This is a genomic window from Methylobacterium sp. WL6 (assembly GCF_008040095.1).
Lineage (GTDB): Bacteria > Pseudomonadota > Alphaproteobacteria > Rhizobiales > Beijerinckiaceae > Methylobacterium.
In genome coordinates, this window is record NZ_VRVH01000109.1 from 1 (window position 1) to 13,803 (window position 13,803).

The 13,803-nt window shown below is 72.0% G+C and carries 14 protein-coding genes; 8 read left to right on the plus strand and 6 right to left on the minus strand.

Going from position 1 to position 13,803, the window contains the following annotated elements; all coding sequences use genetic code 11:
- Positions 1-149: 149 nt before the first annotated feature.
- Positions 150-1,019 (plus strand): amidohydrolase family protein, encoded by an 870-nt coding sequence (locus FV230_RS15300; protein WP_147843002.1) that lies wholly within the window; start codon positions 150-152, stop codon positions 1,017-1,019.
- A 13-nt stretch (positions 1,020-1,032) separates the two neighbouring features.
- Here FV230_RS15300 and FV230_RS15305 read toward each other — a convergent pair whose 3' ends face one another.
- Positions 1,033-1,341, minus strand: coding sequence for a YciI family protein (locus FV230_RS15305; RefSeq protein WP_147843003.1), 309 nt, complete (start codon positions 1,339-1,341; stop codon positions 1,033-1,035).
- Between the two features lie 310 nt (positions 1,342-1,651).
- Here FV230_RS15305 and FV230_RS15310 point away from each other — a divergent pair, with 310 nt between their 5' ends.
- The gene (locus FV230_RS15310; protein WP_147843011.1) at positions 1,652-2,869 is read left to right on the plus strand and encodes an ABC transporter substrate-binding protein; all 1,218 of its coding nucleotides are present in this window, start codon (positions 1,652-1,654) and stop codon (positions 2,867-2,869) included.
- A 48-nt stretch (positions 2,870-2,917) separates the two neighbouring features.
- On the opposite strand, the gene catC is transcribed toward FV230_RS15310, so the two are convergent.
- On the minus strand, positions 2,918-3,193 hold the full coding sequence (gene catC, locus FV230_RS15315) for a muconolactone Delta-isomerase (RefSeq protein WP_147728655.1): 276 nt from the start codon (positions 3,191-3,193) through the stop codon (positions 2,918-2,920).
- 307 nt (positions 3,194-3,500) lie between these two features.
- On the opposite strand from catC, the gene FV230_RS15320 reads away from it, so the two are divergent.
- The 4 genes from FV230_RS15320 (at position 3,501) to FV230_RS15335 (ending at position 8,611) form a co-directional block, all read left to right on the plus strand.
- Positions 3,501-4,013, plus strand: coding sequence for a hypothetical protein (locus FV230_RS15320; protein WP_147843004.1), 513 nt, complete (start codon positions 3,501-3,503; stop codon positions 4,011-4,013).
- 190 nt (positions 4,014-4,203) lie between these two features.
- Entirely contained in the window at positions 4,204-5,532 is a 1,329-nt protein-coding gene (locus FV230_RS15325) for an aspartate aminotransferase family protein (protein ID WP_147843012.1), read from the plus strand.
- A 154-nt stretch (positions 5,533-5,686) separates the two neighbouring features.
- Positions 5,687-6,748, plus strand: coding sequence for an SDR family oxidoreductase (locus tag FV230_RS15330; RefSeq protein WP_147843005.1), 1,062 nt, complete (start codon positions 5,687-5,689; stop codon positions 6,746-6,748).
- Between the two features lie 183 nt (positions 6,749-6,931).
- Entirely contained in the window at positions 6,932-8,611 is a 1,680-nt protein-coding gene (locus FV230_RS15335) for a methyl-accepting chemotaxis protein (protein ID WP_147843006.1), read from the plus strand.
- Positions 8,612-8,621: 10 nt separating this feature from the next.
- Here the strand turns inward: FV230_RS15335 and FV230_RS15340 are convergent, their stop codons facing one another.
- Complete coding sequence (locus FV230_RS15340; protein WP_147843007.1) at positions 8,622-9,905, minus strand: ArgE/DapE family deacylase; 1,284 nt, start codon at positions 9,903-9,905, stop codon at positions 8,622-8,624.
- Positions 9,906-10,116: 211 nt separating this feature from the next.
- Positions 10,117-10,266 (minus strand): hypothetical protein, encoded by a 150-nt coding sequence (locus FV230_RS29705; RefSeq protein WP_187275514.1) that lies wholly within the window; start codon positions 10,264-10,266, stop codon positions 10,117-10,119.
- Positions 10,267-10,462: 196 nt separating this feature from the next.
- On the opposite strand from FV230_RS29705, the gene FV230_RS15345 reads away from it, so the two are divergent.
- Together FV230_RS15345 and FV230_RS15350 are read left to right on the plus strand one after the other, a co-directional pair.
- Complete coding sequence (locus FV230_RS15345) at positions 10,463-10,702, plus strand: hypothetical protein (protein ID WP_147843008.1); 240 nt, start codon at positions 10,463-10,465, stop codon at positions 10,700-10,702.
- Positions 10,703-10,933: 231 nt separating this feature from the next.
- On the plus strand, positions 10,934-11,665 hold the full coding sequence (locus tag FV230_RS15350; protein WP_147843009.1) for a Crp/Fnr family transcriptional regulator: 732 nt from the start codon (positions 10,934-10,936) through the stop codon (positions 11,663-11,665).
- A gap of 233 nt (positions 11,666-11,898) precedes the next feature.
- Here FV230_RS15350 and FV230_RS15355 read toward each other — a convergent pair whose 3' ends face one another.
- On the minus strand, positions 11,899-13,017 hold the full coding sequence (locus FV230_RS15355; protein ID WP_147843010.1) for a molybdopterin-dependent oxidoreductase: 1,119 nt from the start codon (positions 13,015-13,017) through the stop codon (positions 11,899-11,901).
- Positions 13,018-13,178: 161 nt separating this feature from the next.
- Positions 13,179-13,700 (minus strand): DUF1993 domain-containing protein, encoded by a 522-nt coding sequence (locus tag FV230_RS15360; protein WP_147727309.1) that lies wholly within the window; start codon positions 13,698-13,700, stop codon positions 13,179-13,181.
- Between the last annotated feature and the right edge of the window lie 103 nt (positions 13,701-13,803).

The window sequence follows — 13,803 nt, forward strand, 5'->3', positions numbered from 1 at the left end:
GGGAGGGTGGGCCTCGCGTCAGCGAGGGTCGGGAGAGGGGAGCGACCTCTCCGGACAACGCGCTCCCCTCTCCCGACCCGCTGCGCGAGCCACCCTCCCCCGCTCAGGGGGGAGGGAAAGACTGCGTCGAGTTCGGAGGAGAGGACGCCATGACCCCGATCCGCGATTGCCCCGCGCCCGATCCGCATCCCGCCGGCCCGACGCGCTACGCGGTGCCGGCGGGGGCGGTCGACAGCCATGCCCACGTGATCGGCCGGCCGCCGGCCCATCCGTTCGTGGCGAATCGCAGCTACACCCCGCCGGCGGCGCCGGCGCAGGCCTACCTGGCGATGCTCGACGCCACCGGCATGGCCCACGGCGTGCTGGTCCAGGTCAGCGTCCACGGCACCGACAACCGGCTGCTGCTGGAGACGCTGGCCGCGAACGCCGAGCGCCTGCGCGGCATCGCCGTGATCCCCCTCGGGCTGCCCGAGGGCGAGCTCCGCGCGATGAAGGACGCCGGCATCGTCGGCCTGCGCCTCAACGTGCTCTACGGCGGCGGCATCGATTTCGCGGCGGTCGAGGCCTACGGCGCGCTCGCCCGCGAGATGGGCTGGCACCTGCAATTCCTGATCGACGCCCGCAGCCTGCCGCCGCTCGCCGCGCGGCTGTCGCGGCTGCCGGTGCCGTTCGTCGTCGACCACATGGGCCACATGCCGACCGCGGCGGGCCTTTCGGACCCGGGCTTTTCCACCCTCGTGGCGCTGGTGCGCGACGGCGCCTGGGTGAAGCTCTCGGGCGCGTTCCGCACCTCGGTGGCGGGCGCGCCCTACGCCGACACCATCCCCTTCGCCCGGGCGCTGAACGACGCCGCACCCGAGCGCTGCCTGTGGGGCTCCGACTGGCCGCACGTCGCCGCCTGGGACGGGCCGCCGAAGCTCGCGACGCTCCTCGACCTCGTGGCCGACTGGGTGCCGGACGAGGCCAGGCGCCGAAGGCTCTTCGTCGAGAACCCGCGCGCGCTCTACGGCTTCGGCTAGGCCTGGGCTTCGGCTAGGCCTGGGGCTTCAGGTAGCTCCGACCGTCGAGATAGGCCTTGCGCCAGCGCTGGATCGCGACCCGCTCGAACAGGCCGGCCTTCGCGAACGGGTCCTCGGCGATGAAGCGCTCGGCCTCCGCCCGCGTCTCCACGTCGACGAGGTAGAGGCCGCCGCCCGCATCCGACCCGTCGTCGGACAGTTTCGCGCCGCAGGCGAGCAGCCGCGCGGCCTGGACCTCCAGGAAGGCGAGGTGCTCGGCCCTCGCCGCGCGGCGCAGGTGCTCGTGACCGGGCTTGTCGAAGGTCTCGATGATGAACGGCATGGCGGCTCCGGGGGCGGGCTGCGGATGGCGGCGATCATTTGTGTAGCGCGGCACAAGCGATGGCGCGCCCGGGCTTCCTGACACCCGCGGGCGGTTCTCACCGGTTCGCCCCGGCCGGGCGCGATCGCGCACCGGGACGCCGCTATAGGTGAAGCCGGCCGCGCGCGAGGCCTCGCGCACGGCGCCGGCCTGCCTCCGGACGCGGGGAAAAACCGCCAACCGGGCGAGGCCGGATCGCCGAATCCGCGGGCGGGCACGCGGATCGGGTTCGCGACCACAAGCCCCCGGGAGGACGATCGTGGCAAGGACCATTCCCGCATCCGCGCTCGCTGCAGCGCTGTCCACGGCCGTGCTGCTCGCGGCGACGCCGGCCTCCGCCCAGTACGCCGACGGCGGCATCAGGATCGGCGTGCTGACCGACATGTCCGGCGGCTACTCGGACCTCGCCGGCAAGGGCTCGGTGACGGCGGCGCAGCTCGCGATCGAGGATTTCGGCAGGGCGATCGGCGGCCGCAAGGTCGAGCTGATCTTCGCCGACCACCAGAACAAGGCCGACATCGCCTCGACCATCGCCCGCCGCTGGTTCGACACGGAGGGGGTGGACGCGATCTTCGACACGAACTCGTCGGTGGCGGGGCTCGCCGTGCGCGAGGTCGCCCGCGCCAAGGGCAAGGTCGACATCAATTCCGGCGCCGGCTCGATGGCGCTGACCAACGCCGCCTGCTCGGCCACCGGCGCGCACTGGTCCTGGGACACCCACGCGCTCGCCGCCGGCACCGCCGCGGCGCTGGCCGACGACCCGAAGAACACCTGGTTCTTCATCACCGCCGACTACACCTTCGGCCACGACCTCGAGGCCCAGGTCACCCGCGTGGTGCGGGCCAAGGGCGGCACGGTGCGCGGCTCGGTCAAGCACCCGTTCCCGAACGCCGACTTCTCGTCCTACCTGATCCAGGCGCAGGCCTCGGGCGCCCGGATCATCGGCATGGCCAATGCCGGCGCCGACACGATCAACACCATCAAGCAGGCCGCCGAGTTCGGCATCGCCGAGGGCGGCCAGTCGCTCGGCGGCCTCAACATCTTCCTCACCGACGTCAACTCGGTCGGCCTGAAGGCGGCACAGGGCATGATCCTGACGACGGGCTTCTACTGGGACCTCGACGACCGCACCCGCGCCTTCGCGAAGCGCTTCGGCGAACGCATGGGCGGGCGGATGCCGACCATGGTCCAGGCCGGCGACTACTCGGCGGTGCTGCACTACCTCAAGGCGGCCGAGGCGGCGGGCACCGACGACGGCCTCGCGGTGATGGCCAAGATGCGTGCGCTGCCGATCGAGGACGCCTTCGCGCGCAACGCCAAGCTGCGCCCCGACGGCCGCATGGTCCACGACATGTACCTGGCGCGGGTGAAGACCCCGGCCGAGTCGAAGGGCCCGTGGGACTTCTACACGATCCTCAAGACCATCCCCGGCGACGAGGCCTTCCAGCCGCTGGCGCAGAGCACCTGCAGGCTGGTGACGAACCCGTGACCCCAGCCTTCCCTCTCCCGCAGAGGGGAGAGGGAAGGGGCCCCCCGCTCACAAGGCCGACGGGTGCCGGGCCAGCGGCGTCACCGTCACGCTCATGAACGGGAACAGCGGCAGGCCGGAGAGGATCGCGTGCAGCTCGTCGTGGTCGGCCACGTCGAACACGCTGATGTTGGCGTACTGCCCGGCGATGCGCCAGAGGTGCACCCACCGGCCCGATTCCTGGAGCGCCCGCGCCTGCGCCTTCTCCTCGGCCTTCAACCGGTCGAACTCGGCCGGCGGCAGCTGCGTGGGCGGATGGACGTCCATCCTGACGTGATACAGCATCGCTTCCTCCTCGATGTCCTGTTCGGGAACGCGGCCTTCCGCCGCGAGCGCCGAATGCAGTGCCGGCCAGGATCGCTGCGAGTCTCGCCACCGTCGAATTCTCATCCGTGGAGCCGGCGTCCCTCGCATCGGAGCCTGCGTCGGGTTTCCTTCGCACAAGTCCCGGCGATGGCCGCGCCCCGTGCCGTGCCGGAGCTGTCGCCGGCGTCCGGCGCGGCTTTGCGGCGCCGCGAATCGATGGAATGAAGACCGCGGACATGGGCGCCATCGAGACGCCCAGCCACCATCACCCGCGAGGAAGACGCCCATGACTGCTCCCACCTCGAACCGGCGCGACGTGCTGACGGCCTCGCTGCTCGGTGCTCTGCCCCTCGCGTTCGGCCAGGCCGCCGCCTCACCGCTCGACCCGGAACAGACCATCATCCGCTTGCCGAACCAGCTGGTCTGGACCCCGACGCCGACCTATCCCGACCATTGCTCGGACCGCTGCGCCCTCACCGGCGACAGCAACGGAACCGGCTTCTACTACACGCTCGTGCGGTGGTGGCCCGGCTACATGAGCGCTCCGCACACCTACACGACCGACCGGTTCTGCATGGTGGTGTCCGGCATCTGGTGGTGCAACAGCGGCCCCGACTTCGATCCCGCCTTCTGCGTTCCCGTTCCGGCCGGTAGCTTCGTGCGTCGGGTCGCGGGCACGCCGCACTACGACGGCGTGATCCGCCCCGGGACGGAACCGGCGGTGATCGCGATCTGCGGCCAAGCTCCGGTCAACTATCGCCTCGTCGATCCGAGCCAGCCGGGATGGCGCCGCGTCTGACGCAGACCACGCCCACCCGAAGGCGCGGAAGCCGGTGCGATCACGGCGCCCTCGACCGCCGCCCCCGCCGGGCGGCCGTTGCCGGGCACATGCCGGAGGCGCCCGGCTTGCGCGAAAGGGGGTTGTTGCGGCGCGCGAAACCGGGTCCCCTGCCGGCACGATCGCGAGCCGAGGAGCCCTCATGTCCGACCTGAACGCACGGAAGAACGCGCCCTCGCTGGAGGCGTTCTGGATGCCGTTCACGGCCAACCGCCAGTTCAAGGCGGCGCCGCGGATGTTCGTGGCCGCCGACGGGATGCACTACACCACCGACGACGGCCGCCAGGTGCTCGACGGGACGGCGGGCCTGTGGTGCTGCAACGCCGGGCACGGCCGCCGCGGGATCGCGAGCGCGGTCGAGCGCCAGCTCGCGACGATGGACTTCGCCCCGACCTTCCAGATGGGCCACCCGATCGCGTTCGAATTCGCCGAGCGCCTGGCCGAGATCGCGCCTGGGCCGGCCGGCGCCGCGCTCGACCGGGTGTTCTTCACCGGCTCGGGCTCGGAATCGGTCGACACCGCGCTCAAGATTGCGCTGGCCTACCAGCGGGCGGTCGGCCAGGGCACCCGCACCCGGCTGATCGGGCGCGAGCGCGGCTACCACGGCGTCGGCTTCGGCGGCATCTCGGTCGGCGGCATCGTCTCGAACCGCCGGGCCTTCCCGACGCTGCCGGGCACCGACCACCTGCGCCACACCCACGACCCGGCCCGCAACGCCTTCACCAAGGGCCAGCCCGAGCACGGGGCCGAGCTCGCCGACGACCTCGAGCGCCTCGTGGCGCTGCACGGCGCCGAGACCATCGCCGCCTGCATCGTCGAGCCGGTGGCGGGCTCGACCGGCGTGCTGGTGCCGCCGAAGGGCTACCTCGAGCGCCTGCGCGCGATCTGCGACGCGCACGGCATCCTGCTGATCTTCGACGAGGTGATCTCCGGCTTCGGGCGGCTGGGCGCGCCCTTCGCCGCCGACTTCTTCGGGGTGACGCCCGACCTCGTCTGCACCGCCAAGGGGCTGACCAACGGCACCATCCCGATGGGCGCGGTCTTCGCCGGCCGCCACGTCCACGACGCGCTGATGAACGGCCCGGACGGCATCGAGCTGTTCCACGGCTACACCTATTCCGGACACCCGGTCGCCTGCGCGGCGGGGCTAGCGACCCTCGACATCTACCGCGACGAGGGCCTGCTCACCCGGGCGGCGGACCTCGCCGACGACTGGGCCGCGGCGATGCACGACCTGCGCGGGCGCGCCCGCGTCACCGACATCCGCACCATCGGCCTGATCGCCGGGATCGAGCTGGAACCGCGCCCCGGCGCGCCGGGCAAGCGGGCCTACGACGTGTTCGTCGACTGCTTCGCGCGCGGCCTGCTGATCCGCGTCACCGGCGACATCGTCGCGCTCTCGCCGCCGCTGATCCTGGAGCACGGCCAGATCGGCGAGATCGCGCAGGTGCTGGGCGACGCGATCGACCGGGTGGCGTGAGGCCGGGGGCCCGGTTCCGCAATCCGGGCGATGCGGGCACCTCCCCTCCCCCGCAGAGGGGGAAGGGAAGAGGCGTCTTCGCTGCAACGCAACGCACGCCCGCTGGTTGAACCCGCATACGAAGGCCGCGCGCCTTCGGCAGCGAGGGTCATGCATGACGGGTTCGGTTCTGATCGTGGGCGCCAGCGGCATCGTCGGGAGCGCGGCCGCCGAGCGGTTCTCCGCCGAGGGCTGGGCGGTGGCGGGGCTGGCGCGCAAGCCCGTGGCGCAGGACGGCGTCGTGCCCGTCGCCGCCGACCTGCAGGATCCGGCCTCCCTCCGGCGGGCGCTTGCGGGCCTCAAGCCGAGCCACGTGGTGCTCGCGACCTGGATGCGCCGCGACACCGAGGCCGAGATGATCCGCGTCAACGGCGCGATGGTGGAGAACCTGCTCGACGCGCTGCGGCCGGCTGCCTCGCTCCGGCACGTCGCCCTGGTCACTGGCCTGAAGCACTATCTCGGCCCGTTCGAGGCCTACGGGAAGGGCTCGGTGCCGCAGACCCCGTTCCGCGAGGACCAGGGCCGGCTCGACGTCGAGAACTTCTACTACGCCCAGGAGGATGCGGTGTTCTCGGCCGCCGCCCGCGACGGCTTCCGTTGGAGCGTCCACCGCCCGCACACGATCATCGGCAAGGCGGTCGGCAACGCCATGAACATGGGCACGACGCTGGCCGCCTACGCCACCCTGTGCCGCGAGACCGGCCGGCCGTTCCGCTTCCCAGGCTCCGGCATGCAGTGGAGCGGGCTGACCGACATGACCGACGCGCGGCTGCTCGCCCGCCACCTGCTCTGGGCCTCGACCAGCGCCGACGCGGCCAACCAGGACTTCAACGTCGTCGACGGCGACGTCTTCCGCTGGAGCTGGATGTGGGGCCGGATCGCGGCCTGGTTCGGGCTGACGCCCGAGCCGTTCGACGGCACGGTGCGGCCGCTCGAGGCGCAGATGGCCGAGGACGGCCCGGTCTGGGCCGAGATCGCTTCGCGCCACGGCCTCGCCGAGCCCGACCTCGCCAAGCTCGCCTCGCCCTGGCACACCGACGCCGACCTCGGCCGGCCGATCGAGGTGGTCACCGACATGAGCAAGAGCCGTCGGCTCGGGTTCCTCGCCTACCAGCCGACCGACGACGCATTCTTCGACCTGTTCACCCGCCTGCGGGCCGACCGGCTGATCCCGTGAGCCGCGCCTGACGGGACGGCCGGCGCGATCCCGCATCGAGCCGGCCGATGCCTCGCCCCGGCGGCGTAGACCGGCAAGGTCGCGCCAAAGGGAAATCTTGCGCATCCGAGGACCGTCCGGTCCTTATAGGGTGATCTTAACCGGGATCGACAATCACGGAGCCTTGCGACGAAGGATTCCGCGATGCTGGCCCATTTCTCGATCCGTGCGCGCCTGGTCGGCGCGGTGCTGGTGCTGTTCCTGCTGACGGCCGGGCTCGGCGGCTTCTGCTATGCGCGCCTGCACGCCCTCAGCACCGTGACCGACGCGCTCGCGGGCAATGCGCTGCCGTCCACCCGCATCCTCGGGCGGCTCGCCACCAACTTCGAGGCGCTGCGCAGCCGGCAGCTCGCCTACCTCGTCTCCAGCGACGAGCGGCGGCCGCAATCGCTGCCGCGGCTGCGCGCCAGCATGGCCGAGCTGGACGCGGACCTGAAGGACTATGCCGGCTTCGTCAGCCCCGGCGAGGAGGCGCTGTGGGAGGCGGTGAAGGCAACCGTGCCGGCCTACTCGGCGATGGGCGAGGAATTCCTGCGGCGGCTGCAGGCGGGCGACGCGAAGGGCGCGAGCGCGCACCTCCTCGATGGCATGCTCCCCGCGCTCAACGCCGCGCGCGCCGCGCTGAAGGCCGACCTCGCCTTCAACGACGCCGCCGGCCGGGCGAGCGCCGAGAGCGCCACGGCGCTCGGCGAGCAGGCGCGCTTCGCCATCGCCGTCGGCCTCGGCCTCGTCGCGGCGACGGCGTTGGCGGTCGGATGGATGTCGGTGTTCACGATCTCCGTGCCGGTGCAGCGGATGGCCCGGGTGATGGACACGGTGGCGGCGGGCGACACCGCGATCGCCGTGCCGCATACCGGCGAGCGCAGCGAGATCGGCGCCATGGCGGCGGCGGTGCAGGTGTTCAAGGACAACCTGATCCGCACCCGCAAGCTCGAGGCCGACACGGCGCAGGCGCGGCTGGCGGCCGAGGCGCAGCGCAAGGCCGGCATGCGCCAGATGGCCGACGACTTCGAGGCGGCGGTCGGCGGGATCATCGGCATGGTGTCGTCCTCGGCGACCGAGCTGCAGGCCACCGCCCAGACCCTGACCGCGACGGCGACCGAGACGGCCGGCCAGTCCACCACGGTCGCGGCCGCGGCCGAGGAGGCCGGCACCAACGTCAACACGGTGGCGGCGGCCGCCGAGGAGCTCGGCTCCTCGGTGGCCGAGATCGGCCGGCAGGTCGGCGGCTCGGCCGAGCTCGCGCATCTGGCCGTGCGCGAGGCCGACCAGACCGGCGCCCGGGTGCAGGAGCTGAGCGCGGCGGTGTCGCGGATCGGCGCCGTGGTCGGGCTGATCTCGGACATCGCCGGCCAGACCAACCTGCTGGCCCTGAACGCCACCATCGAGGCGGCCCGCGCCGGCGCGGCCGGCAAGGGTTTTGCCGTGGTCGCCTCCGAGGTGAAGGCCCTGGCCGAGCAGACCGCCAAGGCGACGAGCGAGATCTCGGGCCAGATCGCGCAGATCCAGGCCTCGACCGGTCAGGCGGTCGCCTCGATCGGCGGGATGACCGGGCGCATCCGCGAGATCAACGCGGTGGCCACCGCGATCGCGGCGGCGGTCGAGGAGCAGGGCGCGGCGACCCAGGAGATCGTGCGCAACGTCGGCCAGGCGGCGATGGGCACGGCCGAGGTGACCAGCAACATCACCGGCGTCGCCGGCGCCGCCGAGGAGACCGGGGCGGCCGCGACCCAGGTGCTCGGCGCGGCGTCCGAGCTGTCGCGCCAGTCCGAGCACCTCGCCGCCGAGGTCGGGCGCTTCCTCGCCACCGTGCGCGCCGCCTGACCGGGCGGGATCAGGCCGGCTCGGTCCCGCACCATTCGGCGACGAACAGCGCCATCGCCGTGGTGATGCGCCGGACCGAGGCGAGGCTGACGCGCTCGTCGAAGCCGTGGATGTTCTCGCTCCGCGGGCCGTAGCACAAGGCCGGCACCCGCTCGTAGAGGGCGTGCACCCGGGTATCGAGGTAGCAGGGCGACATGACGCTCGTGAGCGCCGTCCCGACCGCCGCGCGGTGGGCGGCGGCGAGCACGTTCTCGGCGTCCGAGCCCGGCTCCAGCACGTAGCCCTCGGCGAAGAAGCCGTCGAAGCTCACCCGCGGCGGCGTGCCCGACAGGAACGGGTCGGTGCGGGCGAAGGCGCCGACCGCCGCCTCGATCTCGGCGGCGGCGTCGGCCGCGCGGAGGCCGGGATAGAGCGCGATCCGGCAGCCGATGCGGCACCAGGCCGGCACCGAGGAGATCCAGTCGCCGCCCTCGATCCGGCCGATATTGAGGTTGATCGGGTGCTCGGCCTCGGCGAAGTGCGGCCGGCCGGCCCGGTCGGCGTTCCAGCGCGCCTCGACCGCGCGCAGGGCGCCGATCACCCGGTAGGTCGCGTCGATGGCGTTGGCGCCGGCCCCCATCTCGCGCACGTGCACCGGGCGCCCGCGCACCTCGACCGTGAACCACAGCACGCCGGTGTTGGCCCGCACCAGGGCCTCGTCCATCGGCTCGGGGATCAGCACCGCGTCGGCGCGGTAGCCGCGCAGGTGCGCCGCGAGCGCGCCGTTGCCGGTGGATTCCTCCTCGACCACCGACTGGATCGTCACGGTGGCGGCCGGCTGCAGGCCGATGCGGCGCAGGGCGTCGAGGGCGAATAGGTTGGCCGCGTGCCCCGCCTTCATGTCGGCGGCGCCGCGCCCGTACATCCAGTCGCCGGCGATCACCGGATCGAAGGGCGGGTGCGTCCACAGATCGAGCGGCCCGGGGGGCACCACGTCGACATGGGCCTGGAGGATCAGCGAGCGCCCGCGTTCGTCCCGCGGCCGGTGGATGCCGACCACCACCGGCGCCTCGGAATGCCCGGCCGCGACCTTGGCGCCGCCGGGATGGGCCTCGACCGCGGCGGCGTCGATGCCGAACCGCTCGGTGGCGTAGCCGCGCGCGCGGAAGCCGCGGAACACGAAATCCTGGATCGCGTGCTCGGCGCCGCGGGTCGAGCCGAACCGCACCAGCGCCTGGGTGTGGGCGACCTGGTCGGCGAACCCGTCCGCGACGGAAGCCGCGATGCGGGCGGCCAGGGCAGGATCGAGGCGCATGCGGGGTCCTCAGGGCTCGCGACGGCGGAACGCCGCGAGCCTACCGCGCCCGCGCGCGCCGGCCTAGGCGAAGGCCGGCGCGGCATGCCTTCGCGCAGCGGTCGCCGGCGAGACGACTGGAAGCCCTGGGCTGGATCGCACGCGTCGCCCCATCGAATGCGGAACGCGATCGGGACATCGCCTCGTTCCGACGCCGCGATTCGCCCCGAGGTCACCCGACCTCGTCGCCTCGGAGATCTTGCGGTTCGCGCGCAGGCCGGCTGCGCTGGGCGATCGCCTTGCCGACCGTGAACAGGAGCGTCCGACTCATCGTCTTCATCTCGTGCGTGCCGTGCTCGTCGATGACGGCATGCGCGGCCATGACCGCGTCGGCGACCGCATTCAGATCAGGCGTGTGATCCACAAGCATTTCCTTCCTGCACGGAAAGATAAAATGTAAAATTTTTACAGAGCTGTGCCTGTCTCTATTTTTGTACATTATTTACGATTTTACTACCCCCTCTGCAATGCTAAGATGCATTCCTGTCGAGCTAGAGACGGATACACGAGGGAATAAGATGGATATGCCGACACCTAAGGGGACCGACATGGCCCCTGAAGGCAGCGGTTCCGAGACGCTCGCTCAGCTCGCGCTGATGCTCGGCTGCTCCCCAGACTCATTCTTCGAGCAGTCCAACGCCGGCTACCCGAAGGATGCCTCGCTGCTCATCCAGACTTGGCTGGCGATCAAATCGCCGAAAGGGCGCGACGCGGTGTTCGCGTTCGCCCGCGAGATGCTGCGGGCGGAGAAGCAGTAAGATCACGCGGATTGCTCGGCACCTCTCCCTTGGATGGAGAATCGGATCACGCTCGATAAGTAAAAATATGACGATTTATCCGGGAATTCCACCTGATTAATGTCCATGGTACGGCTCGGAGCGATTGCTGATCTATGTATCGCGCACCATGTATTCTCGGTGGTCGGCTCGTTTCAGGGCGCTGACGATTGAGGGACAGCGTGTGCTCTTGCCCGCAACGCGAGAGCACACGTGGCAGATCTCCAGCAGGCCGCCCTGCGCAACCGCCTCCTGCGCGCGCTGCCTCCGGAGGACTTCGCCGCCCTGGCGCCTGCGCTGCGTCCCGAGGCGATCTCGCTCCGGCGCGTGCTCATCTCGGCCAACACGCAGATCACGAGCGTCCACTTCGTGGAGGCGGGCATTGTCTCCGTCACCTCCGATGCGCCCAGCGGCCGCATCGAGATCGGGCTGCTCGGCCGCGAAGGCTTGGTCGGGGCCGCCCCGGTCCTGCTCGACGACGACCGCAGCCCGTTCACCCACTTCGTGCAGGCGGCCGGGCACGTCTTGACGGTCGATGTGCCCGACCTGCGCGCCGAAGTGGAGCGACGCCCCGCCCTACGGAGCCTCCTGCACCGATACATCCAGACCCAAACCATCCAGACCGCGCAGACCGCGTTCGCGAACGCCCGCGGCGGTACGCCGACCCGCCTCGCCCGTTGGCTGCTGATGTGTCACGATCGCGGCGAGGGAGACGACATCACGGTCACGCAGGAGTTCATGTCGCTGATGCTGGGCGTCGAACGGCCCGGCGTGACGATGGCGATGAAGGTTCTCGAGAAGGACGGCCTCGTCGGCAAGCGCCGGGGCCACGTCCAGATCATCGACCGCGAGCGTCTGCTCGATGTGGCGGGGGACGGCTACGGCTTGGCCGAGACCGAGTACGCCCGGCTGATCGAGGGAAGCGACGCTCCGGAGGCGCGGTAGTCCGCGCCACGACCGCGTCACGGGTCGGGCCGACACCGAGCCGCGAAAGGGACTTGCCGCCGGTGGATGCCCGCGGGGCGGACGCCTCGGGAGCGGCCGTCGCGCGCCCGCCGGCTCGCGACCCGCCTCATGCCAAGCCTCGCCGAGCGTGACGCATCGAGCCTTGGCCCCCGCGACTGCGGGGCGGCGGTCGTCCACCGGACCTCATGGGTCCTGACCCATGAGACCCGGTATCAATCGTGCGCCGCGGGGATCGCGCCATCGATGCGCGCTGCGGTGACGCTCACCCGCACGCGGTGCCAGCAGGCGCAGAGGTAGCCCTTGTGGTTCCAGGTGTCGTCCGGCAGCGCCGGCTGCGTCTGGCCGGCGGCGTCCCAGGCGCGGACCGCGAGCTCGTGCTCGCCCGGCGGCAGATCGAGCTCCACCGCCCAGAACGTCCAGGCGAACGGCGCGCCGGCCGCGTGCTCCAGGTCGGCCTGCCGCCAGGACCGGCCGCCGTTGCCGGAGACGTCGACGCGCACGATGGCCCGGTCGCCGCTCACCGCGTAGCAGCGAACCCTGGTGCGACCGGCGCGGAGGGCGGCGCCGCGCTCCGGCTCGCAGATCGCGGCGTTCAGCGGCATCGTGTCGATGGTGTGCCCCCGGGCCGGGTCCGCCGTCTCGGCGCCGACGTCGGGCGGGTACAGCTTGTAATCCTCGGCCTGGATCGGGTTGTCGGACGGGCGATCCTGCACGGCGAGGCGCCGGAGCCATTTGGGGCTGCGCACGCCGGCGAATCCCGGCACCACCGCGCGGACCGGGAAGCCGTGCTCGGGCAGCAGGGCTTCCCCGTTCATGGCGTAGGCGAGCAGGGTCTCGGGCGCCATCGCCTTGGCGAGCGGGATCGAGGCGCCGTACGGGCGGCCGTCCACCCGGTCGTGGCTCTCGAAGGCCACGTGGAGGTCCGCGCCCTCGGTGACGCCCGCCGCGCGCAGGAGGTCGCCGAGGCGCACGCCCGTCCACGCGGCCGTGCCAATCGCCCCGGCATCCCACGGGTCGCCCGAGACCGGGGCGACCGCCCGCATGTCGGCGCGCCGGTTGCCGGCGCACTGCAGCGTCGCCGTGACCGTGACCTGCGGGAAGCGGGTCCGCAGGTCGTGCAGCGAAAGCGCCCGCGCGGCACCGTCTCCGCCCTCGACGGCGAGGCGCCAGGTGTCGGGGTCGAGGTCCGGCAGGTCGCCGTGCGAGCGGACGTAGAAGTCCTCCGCCGGGGTCCGGTATGCGGCCCGCAACCGGGCGAGCGGCGGCTCGGCGTTGTAGGGCCGATCGCCGTGGACGATCAGGCGCGCCTTTCGCTCGGCCAGGCTCGACATCGGGGCTCCCGTTCGGATGCGGACACGGGCCATGAACGCGCCGGCGGCGCGAAGGCTCACGCGCCGCCCCGAAACGGCCCGGGCGACATCGTCACAGGCGTTGGCGCGATCCCGCGCGCCCCGATCCCGGGGATCGGGTCCGGGCCGGGGAGCCCGAGCGGCTACTTCGTGGCGTGGAGGGTCGGCGGCCCGAGATGCTGCAGGAAATCCGGCTTGCCGAGGCTCACCCCGGCGGCCCGCAGAATGCCGTAGGCCGTGGTGACGTGAAAGAAGAAGTTCGGAAGCGCGAAGCCGGTGAGGTAGCCCTGCCCGCTGAAGCGGTATCCCATGCCGTTCGGGAACGTCAGCTCCACCGCGCGCTCCGCACCGAGGGCCAGAGCCGCCGGATCGACGCCCTCGACGAAGGCGATCGTCCGGGCGCAGCGCGCCTTGAGCTCGGCGAAGCTCGCCTCGACGTCGGGCATCGCGGGCGCCGCGATCCCGGCGAGCCGGGCCACCGCGTTCTTCGCGCTGTCGGACGCCATCTGATACTGGGCCGGCAACGGCTTCATGTCCGGAGCCAGCCGCCGGCCGAGCAGGTCGGCCTCCGGCTTCTCCGCCGCCGCCTTGTCGAGCCACGCGCTCATGTTGCCAAGCGCGTGGACGAAGACCGGGACGCTGACGTCGTGGATGCTGATGCTCATCCGGCCTGGCTTAGGCGGCGGCCCGGGACGACGCGGTGACGGGGCGCACACCGCGCGCGGGCACGCCGGGCGACGGGGCCGCACGGCCGGCGGGTCGCGTCGG